At 70.7% G+C, this 17362-nt stretch carries 14 protein-coding genes and 1 pseudogene; 10 read left to right on the forward strand and 5 right to left on the reverse strand.

What is annotated here, in order from left to right:
• Positions 1-14: 14 nt before the first annotated feature.
• Complete coding sequence (gene folC, locus ABD794_RS16480; RefSeq protein ID WP_344964232.1) at positions 15-1535, reverse strand: bifunctional tetrahydrofolate synthase/dihydrofolate synthase; 1521 nt, start codon at positions 1533-1535, stop codon at positions 15-17.
• A gap of 165 nt (positions 1536-1700) precedes the next feature.
• Here folC and ABD794_RS16485 point away from each other — a divergent pair, with 165 nt between their 5' ends.
• The 5 genes from ABD794_RS16485 to ABD794_RS16505 all read left to right on the forward strand — a co-directional run bounded on the left by ABD794_RS16485 (position 1701) and on the right by ABD794_RS16505 (position 7504).
• On the forward strand, positions 1701-2852 hold the full coding sequence (locus ABD794_RS16485) for a sensor histidine kinase (protein WP_344964189.1): 1152 nt from the start codon (positions 1701-1703) through the stop codon (positions 2850-2852).
• Complete coding sequence (locus tag ABD794_RS16490; protein ID WP_344964191.1) at positions 2849-3547, forward strand: response regulator transcription factor; 699 nt, start codon at positions 2849-2851, stop codon at positions 3545-3547. Before ABD794_RS16485 ends, ABD794_RS16490 begins: the two co-directional genes overlap by 4 nt.
• Before the next feature lie 129 nt (positions 3548-3676).
• Positions 3677-4801 carry a non-hydrolyzing UDP-N-acetylglucosamine 2-epimerase gene (wecB, locus tag ABD794_RS16495; RefSeq protein ID WP_344964194.1) on the forward strand — a complete coding sequence of 375 codons (1125 nt, stop codon included), beginning with the start codon at positions 3677-3679 and terminating at the stop codon, positions 4799-4801.
• Positions 4802-4848: 47 nt separating this feature from the next.
• On the forward strand, positions 4849-6213 hold the full coding sequence (locus ABD794_RS16500; RefSeq protein ID WP_344964197.1) for an XrtP-associated glycosyltransferase: 1365 nt from the start codon (positions 4849-4851) through the stop codon (positions 6211-6213).
• A gap of 118 nt (positions 6214-6331) precedes the next feature.
• Positions 6332-7504 (forward strand): hypothetical protein, encoded by a 1173-nt coding sequence (locus ABD794_RS16505; RefSeq protein WP_344964199.1) that lies wholly within the window; start codon positions 6332-6334, stop codon positions 7502-7504.
• A gap of 190 nt (positions 7505-7694) precedes the next feature.
• On the opposite strand, the gene ABD794_RS16510 is transcribed toward ABD794_RS16505, so the two are convergent.
• Complete coding sequence (locus ABD794_RS16510) at positions 7695-10316, reverse strand: valine--tRNA ligase (protein ID WP_344964201.1); 2622 nt, start codon at positions 10314-10316, stop codon at positions 7695-7697.
• A 721-nt stretch (positions 10317-11037) separates the two neighbouring features.
• Here ABD794_RS16510 and ABD794_RS16515 point away from each other — a divergent pair.
• The 5 genes from ABD794_RS16515 (at position 11038) to ABD794_RS16535 (ending at position 14476) form a co-directional block, all read left to right on the forward strand.
• Entirely contained in the window at positions 11038-11943 is a 906-nt protein-coding gene (locus tag ABD794_RS16515; RefSeq protein ID WP_344964203.1) for a hypothetical protein, read from the forward strand.
• Positions 11944-11951: 8 nt separating this feature from the next.
• On the forward strand, positions 11952-12689 hold the full coding sequence (locus ABD794_RS16520) for a hypothetical protein (protein WP_344964206.1): 738 nt from the start codon (positions 11952-11954) through the stop codon (positions 12687-12689).
• Between the two features lie 178 nt (positions 12690-12867).
• Positions 12868-13701, forward strand: a complete 834-nt coding sequence (locus ABD794_RS16525; RefSeq protein ID WP_344964208.1) for an ATP-grasp domain-containing protein — start codon at positions 12868-12870, stop codon at positions 13699-13701.
• 59 nt (positions 13702-13760) lie between these two features.
• A complete protein-coding gene (locus tag ABD794_RS16530; protein WP_344964210.1) occupies positions 13761-14144 on the forward strand; it encodes a type II toxin-antitoxin system RelE/ParE family toxin in 384 nt (127 codons plus the stop codon).
• On the forward strand, positions 14144-14476 hold the full coding sequence (locus ABD794_RS16535; protein ID WP_344964213.1) for a helix-turn-helix transcriptional regulator: 333 nt from the start codon (positions 14144-14146) through the stop codon (positions 14474-14476). The genes ABD794_RS16530 and ABD794_RS16535 overlap by 1 nt, the downstream gene beginning before the upstream one ends.
• A 65-nt stretch (positions 14477-14541) precedes the next feature.
• Here ABD794_RS16535 and clpX read toward each other — a convergent pair.
• From clpX to ABD794_RS16550, 3 genes and pseudogenes are all read right to left on the reverse strand, one after another.
• Positions 14542-15834, reverse strand: a pseudogene (clpX, locus tag ABD794_RS16540) (ATP-dependent Clp protease ATP-binding subunit ClpX).
• A gap of 175 nt (positions 15835-16009) precedes the next feature.
• The gene (locus tag ABD794_RS16545) at positions 16010-16678 is read right to left on the reverse strand and encodes an ATP-dependent Clp protease proteolytic subunit (RefSeq protein WP_344964215.1); all 669 of its coding nucleotides are present in this window, start codon (positions 16676-16678) and stop codon (positions 16010-16012) included.
• 69 nt (positions 16679-16747) lie between these two features.
• Positions 16748-17353: an ATP-dependent Clp protease proteolytic subunit gene (locus ABD794_RS16550; protein ID WP_344024961.1), complete on the reverse strand. Its 606-nt coding sequence runs from the start codon at positions 17351-17353 to the stop codon at positions 16748-16750.
• Positions 17354-17362 lie beyond the last annotated feature (9 nt).

Genomic DNA, 17362 nt, shown 5'->3' on the forward strand with positions numbered 1-17362 from the left:
AGTGTCCGCATGTGTCAGCTCCTCCCCAGCAGCAGCCGGGCCTCGCCCACCGTGATGACCGAACCGGTCACCAGTACACCGGCCCCCGCGTACTCGCCCTCCTCCTCGGCGAGGGTGACGGCCGCCTCCAGGGCGTCGTCCAGGCGGGGTTCGACCTGCACCCGCTCCTCGCCGAAGACCTCGACGGCGAGCGCGGCGAGCGCGTCCACGTCCATGGCCCGGTCGCTGGAGTTGCGGGTGACGACGACCTCGGCGAAGACCGGCTCGAAGGCCTCCAGCATGCCGCGGACGTCCTTGCCCTCGGTGGCGCCCACCACGCCGATCAGCCGGCTGAAGCCGAAGGCCTCGCCGACCGAACCGGCCGCGGCGCGGGCGCCCGCCGGGTTGTGCGCGGCGTCCAGCACCACGGTGGGGCTGCGGCGCACCACCTCCAGCCGGCCCGGCGAGGTCACCGTGGCGAACGCCCGCCGCACCACGTCGAGGTCGAGGGTGCGGGCGTGCTGGGCGCCGATGCCGAAGAAGGCCTCGACCGCGGCCAGCGCGACCGCCGCGTTGTGCGCCTGGTGCTCGCCGTGCAGCGGGAGGAAGACCTCGGGGTACTCGCCGCCCAGCCCGCGCAGGGTCAGCAGCTGGCCGCCGACGGCCACCTCGCGGGAGACGACGCCGAACTCCATGCCCTCGCGGGCGACCGTGGCGTCCACCTCGACCGCGCGCTTGAGCAGCGTCTGCGCGGCGTCCACCGGCTGCTGGGCCAGCACGACGGTGGCGCCCTGCTTGATGATCCCGGCCTTCTCCAGGGCGATCTCGCCGGGGGTCGAGCCGAGCCGGTCGGTGTGGTCGAGCGCGATCGGGGTCACCACGGCGACGTTGCCGTCCACCACGTTGGTCGCGTCCCAGGTGCCGCCCATGCCGACCTCGACCACCGCGACGTCCACCGGGGCGTCGGCGAAGGCCGCGAAGGCCATGCCGGTGATCACCTCGAAGAAGGAGAGGCGGTAGTCCTCGCGCTCGTCGACCATGCGCACGTACGGCTCGATGTCGCGGTACGTCTCGATGAAGCGCTCGGCGTCGATCGGCGCCCCGTCCAGGCTGATCCGCTCGGTGACGGACTGGACGTGCGGGCTGGTGTAGCGGCCGGTGCGCAGGTCGAAGGCGGCCAGCAGGGACTCGACGATGCGGGCCGTGCTGGTCTTGCCGTTGGTGCCGGTGATGTGGATGGAGGGGTACGCGCGCTCGGGGTGTCCCAGGATGTCCAGGAGGCCCTGGATGCGCACCAGCGACGGGTCGATCTTGGTCTCGCCCCAGCGGCCGGCGAGCTCCGCCTCCACCTCGCGCAGGGCCCGGTCCACCTCCGGGTCGGCCGGGCGGGCGGGCACGGCGTCGCCCTGCGGCGGCCCGGACTGGGCGCGCAGGGTGCGGCTGCCGGCCTCGATCACGGCCAGATCGGGGGGCGGGGGTCCCCCCTGCTCGAGCGGAGTCGAGAGCTTGGGGGAGGTCGGTCTCGGCTTCGACGATTTCCTCGAACCGGTCGGGATTCTCGCTGTCGTCGTTCAGGGGGCGCTCGCTCACGCGCTCCAGTCTACGGAGCCGGGGGCGGGCGGAGGTCCGGGGGCGGCGGTCCGCGGCGATGCCGCAGGAGCACTATGTTCCGCTTTGCCCTACCGTTTTAGTGGACTATGTCCAGGGAGCGGGTGAGAGGCATGAGCTCCGAGGGCCGAATACCGACGGAACGGGGCCTGCTCCAGGCCGTCCTGGAGGCGCTGCCCGCCGGTGCGCTGCTCATGAGCCCCGCCGACGAGATCCTGGCGGTCAACCGCCGGTTCGTCCGCATGTTCGACCTCGAAGGCCGGGCGGACCTCTCCCACGGCGCGCCCGTCCGCCCCGTCGTCCCGCTCGTCCGCGCCTGGTTCACCGCCGCGGGACACCCCGGGCCCGGCCCCGGCGAGATCCTGGCCCGGCGCCCCGTCCACCGCGTCGCGGAGATCCCGCTCACCGACGGGCGCGTCATCCGCCGCCAGGTCGAGCCGCTCCACCACGGCGGCACCTACCTGGGCGCCCTGTGGTTCTTCGGCGACGTCACCGAACGCAAGCGGCGCGAGCACGACCTGGAACGGGACAACGTCGCGCTCACCGAGCTCGCCCGGCAGCGCAACGCCTTCACCGCCGCCGCCTCCCACGAGCTGCGCACCCCCCTGACCACCGTCATCAGCTTCGGCGAGCTGCTCGTCGACCCGGCCTTCGGCGCGCTCACCGCCGAGCAGCGCTCCTTCGTCGAGGCCATCCGCCGCAACGGCGAGCGCATGCAGCGGGTCATCGCCGACCTGCTGTTCACCACCCGGATGCGGGCCGTCGGACCGGAGCTGGAGATCGGCGACGTGGACGTGCCCGGGATGCTCCGCGACGCCGTCCTGGAATCCCTGTGCGCCGCCGGCCCCGGCGCTCCCCCGCCCGTCTTCACGGTGCTGGACTGCACCCCGGGGCCCGCGCTGCGCGGCGACCGGCACCGCCTCCGCACGCACGTCCTCGGAAATCTGCTGGAGAACGCGGCGAAGTTCACCCCGCCCGACGGACGGATCACCGTCACGGCCCGGCCGTGCGGCGACCGCTGGGAGATCACGGTGACCGACACCGGCATCGGCATCCCCGAGAGCGCCCGCGAGGAGATCTTCTCCGGCTTCGTCCGCGCCTCCAACGCCCGCATCGGCGGCTACCCCGGCACCGGCCTCGGCCTCTCCATCGCCCGCGACCTCGTCGAACTGCACGGCGGCACGCTGACCGCGGGCGGTACGGAAGGGGAGGGCGCGGTCTTCCTGATCCGCCTGCCGGTCGCGGGCCCGGGGGACTCCTCATGACCCGGATCCTGGTCGCCGAGGACGACACCGACCTCGCCCTCGCCCTGCGCACCCTGCTCACCCGGGCCGGCTACGAGGTCGTCCCCGCCGAGGACGGCCGCGAGGCGCTGCGGCTCCTCTTCGCCGAGCGCCCCGCGCTGCTGATCCTCGACATCGGACTGCCCGAGCTGGACGGCTGGGCGGTCCTCGAACGCACCCGGGACCTCAGCGACCTCCCCGTCCTCCTGCTCACCGCCCGGGGCGCGGAGACGGACCGCGTCCGCGGCCTGCGCTCGGGCGCCGACGACTATCTGCCGAAGCCCTTCGGCAACGACGAGCTCCTCGCCCGCGTGGAAGCCCTGCTGCGCCGCAGCGCACCCGCCCGCTGGGCGGGCGACTCCTTCGACGACGGCCTGCGGCTGGTGCCGGAGCGCCGCTCGGCGGTCTGGCAGGGCCAGGAGGCGCGCCTCAGCGACATCGAGTACCGCCTGCTCCAGATCCTCGTCCGCAACCGGGGCCGGGTGATCACGACCGACCAGCTCCTCGACCGGGTCTGGGACGACCGGGACGGGACGGGGCGGGAGCGCGTGAAGTTCGCGGTGCTCCGGTTGCGGCGCAAGTTGCGCCAGGCGGCGGGGGACGAGGCGGCGGATCCCCTGGAGGCCGTCCGCGGCCTGGGCTACCGCTACCGCGCGGGTGGTGATCCACGGGGCTAATCCCCCCACCGGGACCAAAGTCCCGAACCGCACTCGCAACCGTCGAGCAACCAACACCCATCCAGGCGAGCAACCCACGCCCCGCACTGTCTGTGGCTGACCCAGCCACCGAGACAGCCAGGAGCCCCCGTGACCCTGCCGCCCCGCAGCATCGCCATCGTCCTCGGCACCCGCCCCGAGCTCGTCAAGCTCACGGACCTCGTCCGGCTCCTCGGCCCCGCCGCCCACCTCGTGCACACCGGTCAGCACTACGACGAGGAGCTGTCCGGCCGCTTCCTGGCCGAGCTCGGTCTCCCGGAGCCCACCTACCTCACCGGCATCGGCGGCAAGCCCCGCGCCGTCCAGATCTCCGCGGCCCTCGCCCAGCTCGACGAGCTGTTCACCGTCGAGCCGCCGCTCGCCGTCGTCGTCCAGGGCGACACCAACGCCGCGCTGGCCGGCGCGCTCGCCGCCAACGCCCGGGGCATCCCGCTGCTGCACGTCGAGGCCGGGCTGCGCAGCCACGACCGCAACATGCCCGAGGAGCACAACCGCGTCCTCATCGACCGCATCGCCGACGTCCTGTGCGCCGCCACCGAGGACAACCGCGCCAACCTCCTCGCCGAGGGCGTGGCCGACAGCCGCGTCGAGGTCACCGGCAACACCGTCGTCGAGGCCGTCCACAACCAGCTCCCCGACGCCGACGCCCGCGCCGCCCTGCTGCGGACGCACGGGCTGACCGCCGACGCGTACGTCCTGGCCACCGTGCACCGCCCGGAGAACACCGACTCCCCCGAGGCCCTGCGCGCGATCCTCACCGAGCTCGCCGCCCTCGCCGCCGCCGGCCGCCCGGTCGTGCTGCCGCTGCACCCCCGCACCCGGGCCCGCATCGAGGCCGCCGGCCTCGCGGAGCTGCTCGCCCCGCTCACCGTGAGCGCGCCGCTGGGCTACTCCGAGTTCCTGGCCCTGGCCCGGCACGCGGCGCTGCTGGTCTCCGACTCCGGCGGCATCCAGGAGGAGTGCACGGTCCTCGGCCGCCCGCTGGTCGTCGTGCGCCGCTCGACCGAACGCCCCGAGGCCATGGCCGACTTCGCGGACCTGGTCCAGCCGGGCCCCGGGATCGGCGCGGCCGCCCGCCGCCGCCTCGCCGAGGGCCACGCCGGCCTGGACCGTCTCGCCGCCCTGCCCAGCCCGTTCGGCGACGGACTCGCCTCCGACCGCATCGCGGAGCTGCTCGCGCGGATCGCCGCCCCCGAACTCGCGCCCGCTGCCTGAGCCGACAGTCCCCTGCCGCAGCCGAACGCCCCAAGGACTCCTCCCACATGTTCTCCAGCCCCATCCTCCTCGCCTTCCCCTTCTTCCTCCTCGCCTGTTTCCTCCTCTACTGGGCCGGCGCCCGCCACGCCTACACCCGGCGTTCCGTCGCCGAGTTCGGCGACCCCGGCGCCTTCGACTGGCACTTCTTCGTCCCCTGCCGTGACGAGGAGGCCGTCGTCGCGACCACCGTCGGCCGGCTGCGCGCCGACCACCCGCGCGCCCACGTGTGGGTCATCGACGACGACAGCGACGACCGCACCGGCGAGATCGTCGCCGAACTCGCCGAGCGCGACCGGCGCGTGCACCTCGTGCGCCGCCACCGCCCGGAGGCCCGCCAGGGCAAGGGCGCCGCGCTCAACGCCGCGTACGACGAGCTGAACCAGTTCCTGCCCCGCGAGGCCGACCGCGAGCGCGTCGTCGTCTGCGTCATCGACGCCGACGGCCAGCTCGACCCCGACGCCCTCGACATCGTCGGCGGCCCGGCCGGCTTCGCCGACCCCGAGATCGGCGGCGTGCAGGTCAGCGTCCGGATGCGCAACACCGAGGACGAGCGCCCGCTGCCCGACCGCGGCCGTGTCCGCAACGCCTTCGCCCGCCTCCTCGTGCGCATGCAGGACATGGAGTTCTCCGTCTCCAACGCCGGTATGCAGCTGCTGCGCGCCCGCACCGGCTCCGTCGGCCTGGGCGGCAACGGCCAGTTCACCCGCCTCGCGTCCCTGGACCGAATAGCCGAGGCCGAGCGCCGTCCCTGGAAGCGCGGTGCGCTGCTGGAGGACTACGAGCTCGGTCTGCACATGATCCTCACCGGTGACCGCATCAACCACATCGCCGACACCTGGGTCTCCCAGGAGGGCCTGCCGCACGGCCGCCGCTTCCTGACCCAGCGCACCCGCTGGGCGCAGGGCAACCTCCAGTGCGTCCGCTACGCGCCGCGCATTGTCTCCTCGCGCCACTACGGCGGCAAGGGGATCCTGGAGACCCTCTACACCTTCCTCCAGCCCGTCGCCCACCTGGTCACCCTCGCGCTGTGCGCGGTCATGTTCGCCCTCCTCGCCCTGACCGCCGTCGAGGACGGCGCCGGCGAGGCGTTCGGCGGGATGCTCGCCCTGTGGCCGCTGGTCCTGGGCCTGGCCGTGGTCTCCGTCCTCCCGTTCGTCCTGTGGGGCCCGGTCTACCGCCGGGACCGCGCCGAGGACCGCTCGCTGCTCACCGCGCTGCTGTGGGGGCTGGCGCTGTGGCTGTACGCGTACCACCTCTTCCCGGCGTCCGCCCGCGGGTTCGTCCGGATGCTGCGCGGCCGCAACGGCTGGGCGAAGACCCGCCGCAACGCGGAGACCGTCGACGCGGGTCCGACCGCCATCGAGGCGTAAATCACAGCCACATGAGGCAACCTCCGCTCCCGTTCCACCCTCTCACCGCAGGTGACATCTGTAGGTCTTGGAACGGGAGCGTCGTAGCGTCGTGCGGATACCGGTACTCAGCAGTCGGATGCACTTGCTGTTGCTCACCGCCTGGGCCGTGCTGTGGTTCCTGGTGGTGGAGCCCAGCGGCGGCTTCTCCTGGCACTACCTGCGCACCGGCGGGGAGCTGATCTACAACGGGTCGTCGGGCGACGGCGGGCTCAACCTCTACGCCCGTCACCCCGAGCTCCAGATGGGCCCGATCAGCTTCCTGGTCGCGGGCCTGTTCAACCCCTTCCCGGCCGAAGTCGGCCAAGTGCTCGCCGAGGCGTTCATGTCAACGCTCGGCCTGGTGATCCTGGTCCTGGCCGGACGCAGCGCCGCCCGGCACTTCCTGGGCACCGGCACCAACCACCAGCGACTGCGGCGGCGCGTCCTCATCGCGGGTCTGGCCTTCATCCCCATGTGGATCGAGGTCTCCGTCCGCTTCGCGCACCTGGACGACGTCCTGGCCCTCTTCTTCACGGCCCTGGCCGTCCGCTACCTGACGCGCTGCAACGCGGCGGCGACCGGCATCTGCATGGCCCTGGCCCTCGACTCCAAGCCGACCGCCCTCGCCTTCCTCCCCCTGCTCCTCGCCCTCCCGAAGGAGCGCTGGCTGAGGGCCGGCCTGTGGTGCGCGGGCCTGATCGCCGTCGCCTGGCTCCCCTTCTTCGTCATGGACGTGCACTCCTTCGCCGCCGCGAAGTTCACGATCCCCAACAGCCCGGCGTCGGCGCTGCGTTGGCTGGGCGGCAACACCCCCGAGACCCCCGACTGGGCCCGCCCCGCCCAGGCCGCGCTCGGCCTCGCCCTCGGCTCGATCGCGGTGTGGCGCGGCCGCTGGGCGGCGGTGGTCCTGCTCGGCGCCAACGCCCGCATCCTCCTCGACCCCAGCGTCTACACGTACTACACGGCGTCCGTGCTCCTCGGGACACTGCTGTGGGACGTGTGCGGACAGCGGCGGCTGGTACCGCTGTGGAGCTGGCTGGCGCTGGTGGCGCTGTACGGCAGCGTCTTCCTCGTACCGGACGACTCGGTGCGCGGCCTGATCCGTCTCGCCTTCGTCGCCGTGTCGACGGCGTACGTCCTGCTGGCCCCGGTCCGGGACCGACGCGACCGCAACAGCCATCGGGCGGTGGACCGGGTGGAGGGGGAGCCGGTGGAGGGGCCGTGGGGCCCGATGTGGGACCCGGGGCGCACGCGCCCGTGGTCGCACTAGGGGTTTGCTCCCCGCCCCGCCCTAATCCTCCCCCAGAGGGGGTGCCCCCATCGCAGGGGCTGCGCCCCTGCGGGACCCCGCGGGGCCCCGCGCTCCGCGCGGTGCCGGGCCCCGGGGCGCAGCCCCGGAAGAAACGGTGAAAGGGCGGGCCAGGGGCAAAAACCCCCAACCCGCCCTCCCGCCCAAGGGACTACGCCCCCGGCAACGCCGCGAGCTGAGCCCCGATCCGCTCAATATCCGCCTCGGCCTTCGCCAGCCGCCCGCGAATCTTCTCCACCGCCTGCTCGGCAGCCTTCGCCAGGAACGCCTCGTTCCCCAGCTTCGCCGTGCACTGCGCCTTGTCCTTCTCCGCCACCGCCAGCGCCTTCGTCAGACGCTTCCGCTCGGCGTCGACGTCGATCGTGCCGGACAGGTCCAGCGCGACCGTCGCCCCCGCCACCGGCAGCGTCGCCGTCGCGGCGAAGTCGTCGCCCTCCGGCTGGAGACGGAGCAGCTGACGGATCGCGCCCTCGTGCGCGGCCAGCGACGTCCCGCTCAGGTCCAGCCGGGCCGGCACCCGCTGACCCGGCTGCAGCCCCTGGTCGGCACGGAAGCGCCGCACCTCGGTGATGACCTGCTGGAGGTTCTCGATCTCCGCCTCCGCCGCCGCGTCACGGAAGCCGCTGTCGGCCGGCCACTCCGCGACGACCAGCGACTCCTTCCCCGTGAGCGTCGTCCACAGCGTCTCCGTCACAAACGGAACGACGGGGTGGAGCAGCTTCAGCGTGACGTCCAGGACCTCGCCGAGGACCCGCGCCGACACGGCCGCCTGCTCGCCGCCGCCCATGAACGTGGTCTTGGACAGCTCGACGTACCAGTCGAAGACCTCGTCCCACGCGAAGTGGTAGAGCGCGTCCGACAGCTTGGAGAACTGGTAGTCCTCGTAGAACGCGTCGACCTCGGCGACGGTCGCGTTGAGCCGCGACAGGATCCACCGGTCGGTCGCCGACATCCGCTCGACGGGCGGCAGTTCGCCCTCCACCGTCGCGCCGTTCATCAGCGCGAACCGGGTCGCGTTCCAGATCTTGTTGGCGAAGTTGCGGGACGCCTGGACCCAGTCCTCGCCGATCGGCACGTCCGTACCGGGGTTGGCACCCTTCGCGAGAGTGAAGCGCACGGCGTCCGACCCGTACGCGTCCATCCAGTCCAGCGGATCGACGACGTTCCCGAAGGACTTCGACATCTTCTTGCCGCGCTCGTCGCGCACCAGACCCGTCAGCGCGATCGTGTGGAACGGCGCGACGCCGTCCATCGCGTACAGCCCGAACATCATCATCCGGGCGACCCAGAAGAAGATGATGTCGTGACCGGTCAGCAGCACATCGGTCGCGTAGAACTTCTCCAGGTCCGGCGTCTTCTCCGGCCAGCCCAGCGTGGAGAACGGCCAGAGCCCCGAAGAGAACCAGGTGTCGAGGACGTCCGTGTCCTGGGTCCAGCCCTCGCCCGACGGCGGCTGCTCGTCCGGTCCGACGCAGACGACCTCGCCGTCCGGGCCGTACCAGACCGGGATCCGGTGGCCCCACCACAGCTGGCGGGAGATGCACCAGTCGTGCATGTTGTCCACCCAGTCGAAGTAGCGCTTCGACATGTCCTCGGGGTGGATCTTCACCCGGCCGTCGCGGACGGCGTCACCGGCGGCCTGCGCCAGCGGCCCGACCTTGACCCACCACTGCATCGACAGCCGCGGCTCGACGGTCGTCGAGCACCGCGAGCAGTGCCCGACGGAGTGGACGTACGGCCGCTTCTCCGCGACGATCCGGCCCTGCTCGCGCAGCGCGCCGACGATCGCCGAACGCGCCTCGAAGCGGTCGAGGCCGAGGAACGGGCCGTGCACGGTGATGTTGCCGCGCTCGTCCATCACGGTCATCGACGGCAGGCCGTGGCGCTGGCCGATGGCGAAGTCGTTGGGGTCGTGCGCCGGCGTCACCTTGACCGCGCCCGTACCGAACTCCGGGTCGACGTGCGTGTCGGCCACGACCGGAATCGACCGGTCGGTCAGCGGCAGCTTGATCAGCTTGCCGATGAGGTGGGCGTAACGCTCGTCCTCCGGGTGGACGGCCACGGCCGTGTCACCCAGCATCGTCTCGGCCCGCGTCGTGGCGACGACGAGCGACTCGTCACCCTCTCCATAACGGATGGAGACGAGCTCGCCGTCGTCCTCCTGGTACTCCACCTCGATGTCGGAGATGGCCGTGAGACAGCGGGGGCACCAGTTGATGATGCGCTCGGCGCGGTAGATCAGCTCGTCGTCGTAGAGCCGCTTGAAGATCGTCTGGACGGCCTTGGAGAGGCCCTCGTCCATGGTGAAGCGCTCGCGCGACCAGTCCACGCCGTCGCCGAGCCGGCGCATCTGGCCGAGGATCTTGCCGCCGTACTCCTCCTTCCACTGCCAGACGCGGTCGACGAACGCCTCGCGGCCGAGGTCGTGGCGGGACTTGCCCTCCTCGGCGAGCTGCTGCTCGACCTTGTTCTGCGTGGCGATACCGGCGTGGTCCATGCCCGGCAGCCACAGCGCCTCATACCCCTGCATGCGCTTGCGCCGCGTAAGAGCATCCATCAGCGTGTGCTGGAAGGCGTGGCCCAGGTGGAGGGAGCCGGTGACGTTGGGCGGGGGGATGACGATCGTGTACGGCTTCTTGTCGCTCTGCGCGTCGGCCGTGAAGTAGCCCCGCTCTACCCAGCGCTCGTACAGCGGCCCCTCTACTTCGGCCGGCGCGTACTGGGTCGGCAGTTCGGGGGTGCTGTTGTTTGGCTGCTGAGTGTTCTCGGTCACGGACCGGATTCTACGGGGCGGGGGCGGTGCGCCACGAACCCGTTTCCTCCCCGTCGGACCCGGACGCCCCGGGGCCGGGCCCCGCCGGGCCCGGCGGGGAAGGACGGCCGGAAGGCCACATACGAAGATGATCACTCCCCGGAAGGCCGTGGCCCTGGCCACCGGAGCACTCCGAAGCCGTACACGATCTCCCTCCCGGCCGAGCTGCTCGACGACTCCTTCAAGAAGGACGACAAGGACGGGGACGGGACCAGCGACCTCTCCAAGGCCGGCATGGGTCTACGGCCGGATCGACGGCACCGCGATGCGGTGCACCGCATCCAGTGAACTCGCCCAGTGCGTCCGGGTGGACGGCAGCGTGGTCGGGATCGTCCAGCACACACTGACGGGAGTACATGGGCATGCCCTCGTACGTGCACGGGGGCTGGGGCCCAGGACAGGGCGATGTCGGCGAAGGAGCTGTCGGAGGCGACGGCTAAGGTGCGGGGCGAAGTACGTCAGGAAAAGTAGCGTCCGCGACAGCGGGCGAACGGGGGGATGCACAGTGCGCTTCAGCACGCCGTACGGGCCGCACGCGCCGTCACGCGCCGTCAACTGACCTCTGCCGCCCTCCCGTTCACCGCTGTTCCAAAACCGTTGCGCGCCCGAGGTAAAGCCGGGATAAGCCATCGGCGAGGATGTCGCGGAACGCCGCCCGTCCCCCCACACCGAGAGAGACACCATGAGTTACCCCCAGCCGGGTCCATACGGCCAGCCGCCCCAGCCGCCGCAGGGCGGCGCCCCCAACCCCTACGCCCAGGGCGGCGCCCCGGGCCAGCCGGGCTACGGCTACCCCCAGCCCCCGGCCCAGCCGGGCCCGTACGGCGCACCCCCGCAGGCCCCGTACGGCCAGCCCCCGCAGCCGAACCCGTACGGCCAGCAGCCCGGCATGCCCGGCCCGTACCCGCCGCCGGTCCCGCCGCAGAAGGGCGGCGCGGGCAAGACGGTCGCGATCGTGCTGGGCGCGCTGGTGCTGGTGGGCGCGATCGTCGGCGGCGCCGTGGTCTTCATGAAGGGCGGGAGCGGGGGCGGCGGGAGCAGCACGGTCGCCAGCGACGGCAAGAAGTACAAGCTGACGACGCCGGAGACGGTTGCGGGCGAGTACACGAAGGCCTCCGCTGTCCCCGCCTCCTCCGACGGTCTGGACGAACTGAAGCAGTACGTCAGCAACCCGGAGAAGATCTCGGCCAGTTACCGAGCCGGTACGGGACTGTCCGCGAAGAGCCTGCTCTTCTCCGGCGTCTACGGCGACATCAACGACCCCGAGGCCCTCGTGGACGCATGGTTCGCCAAGTCCGAGGAGAACGCGAAGAAGACCGGCAAGACCACGTACGAGGGAAGCCCTCAGAAGGTCTCGCCCAGCGGCCTGGACAACGCGGTGATGAAGTGCCGGACCGCCAAGACCACTTTGGGGACGACCGGCAAGACCTCAAGCGTCACCTTCTGCGTTTGGGCGGACCACAGCACCGCCGCAACCGTCGCCCCTAATGACGCCACCGCGATGATGAGCGGCAACGGCATGTCCATCGACGACGTCGCGGCCCTTGCCACCAAGGTCCGCAACGACGTCCGTGTAGAGGTCAAGTAACCCCTCCCATGAGCACCCCCCAGCCGGGCCCCTACGGCCCCCCGCCGCCGCCCGCGTACTCCCCGGGCGGGCCCGGCAAGGGCAGAGCGACAGCCGCCGGCATCGGCGTACTCGCCCTCCTCGGCACCGTCGTCGGCGGCTACTTCTACTTCGAGAGCGGAAGCAGCAGTTCCGTCCCCGACGACGGCAAGCGCTACCGGCTCACCGCCCCGAAGACCGTGGCCGGCGGCGCCTACAGGAGGAACGGCGACGCGTCCGACGGCACCGCACGCGACCTGGAATCCGCCCGGAAGGCCGGTGTCGGCGACCCCCACCAGGTGGACGCGAGCTACACCGCCGTCGGCGGATCGCGACGGACACTGGCCTTCGGCGGTGTCTACGGCGAGCTGAAGGACCCCGAGGCGGTCGTGAACAACATGTTCGCGCAGCTGAAGGAGAAGCAACGGCGCGAGAAGTCCCGCTACGAGGACGGCATGCGGTCCGAACTCGTCAGAGCCCCCGAGAAGTTCACCCCCTCCGGCCTCGACGGCGCCGTACTGAAGTGCCAGGAGATCAGATCCGTCCCGGAGTCGGGCGGCGGCGGCATCACCATGCCCCTGTGCTTCTGGGCCGACCACAGCACCCTCGGCGGACTGGGGCTCATGGACGCGACGGGCCTGGTGACCGGCCAGAGTCCCACCATGGACGAACTGGCCCGCATCGCGGTGAAGGTGCGCACCGAGGCCAGAGTCGAGATCACCGAGTAGACCGCACCGGGGGAACACCCCCCAAATCCAGTCGACCTCGGACCACTTCCCGGGAACGACGGCGTGGGCCCCAACTCTCGTACAGGGCGACCACCTTTGCCTCGACGAATAGCCGGTGCGTCAACGAGACCCCGCCAGGTAGCGTGGCGCCACAGCACAGCACCACCAGGAGCCACCCATGTCACGCAAACCCCGCGTCCTCTACATCACCGACCTCGCCTACGAGGCCAAGGGACGCCGCTACTGCGACGAGGACATCTTCCTCAGCACCCGGCTCCGCGCGGAGGGTTTCGACATCGCCCTGTGCCACCCCCTGGACGCGGCCGCCCTCACGGACGGCTTCGACCTCGCCGTCGTCCGCAACAGCGGGCCCGTACTCAACTACCAGGCCGAGTACGACGAGTTCCGCGAGCAGGCGCTGCAGCGCGGCACCCGGGTCTACAACCAGCTGACCGGCCGGGCGGACATGGCCGGCAAGCAGTACCTGCTCGACCTCACCGCCGCCGGATACCCCGTGATCCCCACCGTCGACCGCGCCGAGGACCTCGACCGGCTCCCGCTCGTCGACGAATACGTCGTGAAGCCGAAACTCGGCGCGGACTCGATCGGGCTGGAATTCGTCCCACGGGAGCGACTCGGCGAACTCGTTTACGGCGACGTGCTCGTGCAGCCGCGCATCCACTTCCTCCACGAGGTGTCGTTCTACTTCGTCGACGACGCCTTCCAGTACGCGCTCTACGCGCCCGACCCGGCCCGCCGCTGGGCACTGGAGCCGTACGAGGCGACCGAGGAGGACCTGGCGTTCGCCCGCCGGTTCATCGCGTGGAACACCGTCGACCACGGAATCCAGCGCGTGGACGCCTGCCGCACGCCGGAGGGCGAGCTGCTCCTCGTCGAGCTGGAGGACCTGAATCCCTATCTGTCCCTGGAGTTGCTGGCCCCGGAGCAGAGGGACGGATTCGCGGTGAGCATGGCCGCGGCGCTGCGCCGGGCCATCGGAGAAGTCGGCTGACCCACCGGTCGAGCGGAAGAGAGCGCGGCGCCACCCCATCGTCCATATACTGGGAATATATGGACGAGCCCTGGGCGATCGAGCTCGAACCGGAAGTCCGGCACTGGCTGGACAACCTGTCCGACTGTGACTACCTCCAAGCCGAAACAGCGGCCGAGCGCCTGCTGGACGCACCGACCACGCTCTCCGAACCGTACGCCCGCTACCTCGGCAGCGGGCTGCGGGAGCTGCGCTTCATCCTGGGCCACGACAGCAACGCCATACGTCTGACGTACTGGCTCGCGCCGGGTCGCCGAATCGTCCTCCTGACCGTCTTCCGCAAGACGCGCATGCGCGAAGGCAGTGAGATCGACAGGGCCAGGTTGGCCCTGAAAACCTGCAAGGCCGAGCACGAAGCCGCGCATGAGTTGTTCGTCCGGGACATCACGAAGGGAGACGCCTGATGAACCACGCCCAATGGAAGCTGGCGCGCGAGCGCAAACTCGCCGAGGGCTACACCGAGCCGCCCGAAATCGAGGCCAAGCGCGCCGAGTTCCGCATGGCCTTCGACCTCGGGCAAGCGGTCCACGACCGGCGCACCGAGCTGGGTATTTCCCAGGCTGAGCTGGCCCGGCGGGCCAACATGACACAACCGCAGGTGTCCAAGCTCGAACTCGGCGGCACCGTCCCGACTCTGCCCCTGCTCGCGCGGCTCGCCAAGGCCCTCGACGCATCGTTGAACATCGCGCTGGACGGGGACACCTCCAGCGTCGTCTTCACGGCCCACGCTGCGTAGCAAGTAACGCGGAAGGGGCGCTCCGCCGTTCAGGCCGGGCGCCCCTTCCGCGCAAGCAGAAAGAGCTACGCGCTCTTCTCGTGCCGCTCCCCCGACCCCTCGCTCCCGCGCGACCGCGGCACCAGGGTCGGGTTGACGTTGGACTGCACGACGTCCGCCGTGATGACGACGCGGGCGACGTCCCTTGCGGGACGGCACCTCGTACATCACCGACATCAGGACTTCCTCCATGATGGCGCGCAGACCGCGCGCCCCCCGTGCCGCGCAGGATCGCCTGGTCGGCGATGGCCTCCAGCGCCGGGCGGTCGAAGTCCAGCTCCACGCCGTCGAGTTCGAAGAGGCGCTGGTACTGCTTGACCAGGGCGTTGCGCGGCTCGACGAGGATCTGGAGCAGGGCCTCGCGGTCGAGGTTGTGGACCGAAGTGATCACCGGCAGACGGCCGATGAACTCCGGGATCATGCCGAACTTGACCAGGTCCTCCGGCATGACCTCCTGGAACTGGTCGCTCGCCTCGATCTCCCGCTTGGAGCGGATCGTCGCGCCGAAGCCGATACCCTTCGCGCCCGCCCGGGACTCGATGATCTTCTCCAGGCCGGAGAAGGCGCCACCGACGATGAACAGCACGTTCGTCGTGTCGATCTGGATGAATTCCTGGTGCGGGTGCTTGCGGCCGCCCTGCGGGGGGACGGAGGCCGTCGTCCCTTCCAGGATCTTCAGCAGGGCCTGCTGGGACGCCCTCGCCGGAGACATCGCGAGTGATCGACGGATTTTCGCTCTTTCGGGCGACCTTGTCGATCTCGTCGATGTAGATGATGCCGGTCTCGGCCTTCTTGACGTCGTAGTCGGCGGCCTGGATCAGCTTCAGCAGGATGTTCTCGACGTCCTCGCCGACGTAGCCGGCCTCCGTGAGCGCCGTGGCGTCGGCGATCGCGAACGGGACGTTCAGCATGCGGGCGAGGGTCTGCGCGAGCAGCGTCTTGCCGGAGCCCGTGGGGCCCAGCAGCAGGATGTTGGACTTGCCCAGCTCGATGCCGTCGTCCCGGTTGTGCGCGCCGGTGTCCCCGGCCTGGACGCGCTTGTAGTGGTTGTAGACGGCGACCGAGAGCGCCTTCTTGGCGGCCTCCTGGCCGACCACGTAGCCCTCGAGGAACTCGTAGATCTCACGGGGCTTGGGGAGTTCGTCCCAGCGGACCTCGGAGGTCTCCGCGAGCTCTTCCTCGATGATCTCGTTGCAGAGGTCGATGCACTCGTCGCAGATGTACACACCCGGACCCGCGATGAGCTTCTTCACCTGCTTCTGGCTCTTGCCGCAGAACGAGCACTTGAGCAGGTCGCCGCCGTCACCGATGCGTGCCACGAGGTGCTTCCCCTTCGCCTGGGATCCGCCTTGCTCTGCGAACCCGAGTGCTTGCCTATCGACGGTACCTTGCCGGGCCCCCCGTGCGGGCCCCCCTCGCATCTACTCGGCCAAGGGGGGTACCGGCGGCACAGTGCCCGGGAGCCGGCCCTGGCCCGGCTCCCGGAGCGGTCGGTCAGACCGCGACGGACGACTTGCGCGTCGAGACGATCTGGTCCACCAGACCGTACGCCAGCGCGTCCTCGGCGGTGAGGATCTTGTCGCGCTCGATGTCGTCGCGGATCTTCTCGATCGGCTGGGTGGAGTGCTTGGCCAGCATCTCCTCCAGCTGGGTGCGCATGCGCATGATCTCGTTCGCCGCGATCTCCAGGTCGGAGAGCTGCTCGCGGCCCGTCTGGCTGGACGGCTGGTGGATCAGCACACGGGCGTTGGGCAGCGCCATGCGCTTGCCCGGGGTGCCGGCGGCCAGCAGGATCGCCGCGGCGGAGGCGGCCTGGCCCATGCAGACCGTCTGGATGTCCGGCTTCACGAACTGCATCGTGTCGTAGATCGCCGTGAGGGCGGTGAAGGAGCCGCCGGGCGAGTTGATGTAGATCGAGATGTCGCGGTCGGGGTCCATCGACTCCAGGCACAGCAGCTGCGCCATGACGTCGTTGGCGGAGGCGTCGTCGATCTGGACGCCCAGGAAGATCACGCGCTCCTCGAAGAGCTTCGCGTACGGGTCGTACTCACGCACGCCCTGGGAGGTGCGCTCCACGAAGCGCGGCACGACGTAACGGGCGTCCACCTGCGGGCCCGTGTAGAGGCCGCTGCCGGAGAAGTTGTTCATGCGGGTGTTCACCATCCTGATGGCGGTCGTTGGCTGGGAATCAGCTGTCAGCTGGGATTCGGCTGTCAGCGGGACTGCCGGGGCTCAGGCCCCGGTGCCGCCGCCGCCCGGAACGCCGGAGGCGTGCGTGATGATCTCGTCGATGATCCCGTACTCCTTCGCCTCCTCAGCGGTGAACCAGCGGTCACGGTCACCGTCACGGATGATCGTTTCCACGGACTGGCCGGTGTGGTGGGCGGTGATCTCCGCCATGCGCTTCTTGGTGCGGAGCAGCTGCTCGGCCTGGATCTTGATGTCCGAGGCCGTGCCGCCGAGGCCCGCGGAGCCCTGGTGCATGAGGATGTCGGTGTTGGGCAGCGCGAAGCGCTTGCCCGGGGTGCCGCCGGTCAGCAGGAACTGGCCCATCGAGGCCGCGAGGCCCATGCCGATGGTGACCACGTCGTTCGGGATGTACTGCATGGTGTCGTAGACCGCCATGCCGGCCGTCACCGAGCCGCCGGGGCTGTTGATGTAGAGGTAGATGTCCTTGTCCGGGTCCGCGGCCAGGAGGAGCATCTGTGCCGTGATCTTGTTGGCGATGTCGTCGTCGACCTGCTGACCCAGGAAGATGATCCGCTCGTCGAGCAGCCGGCTGTAGACCTGGTCGCCGAGGCCGCCACCGATGGAAGGTCCGCCGGCGGCGGAAGGCATCAGATTCGT

The sequence above is a fragment of the Streptomyces thioluteus genome (genome assembly GCF_039535865.1).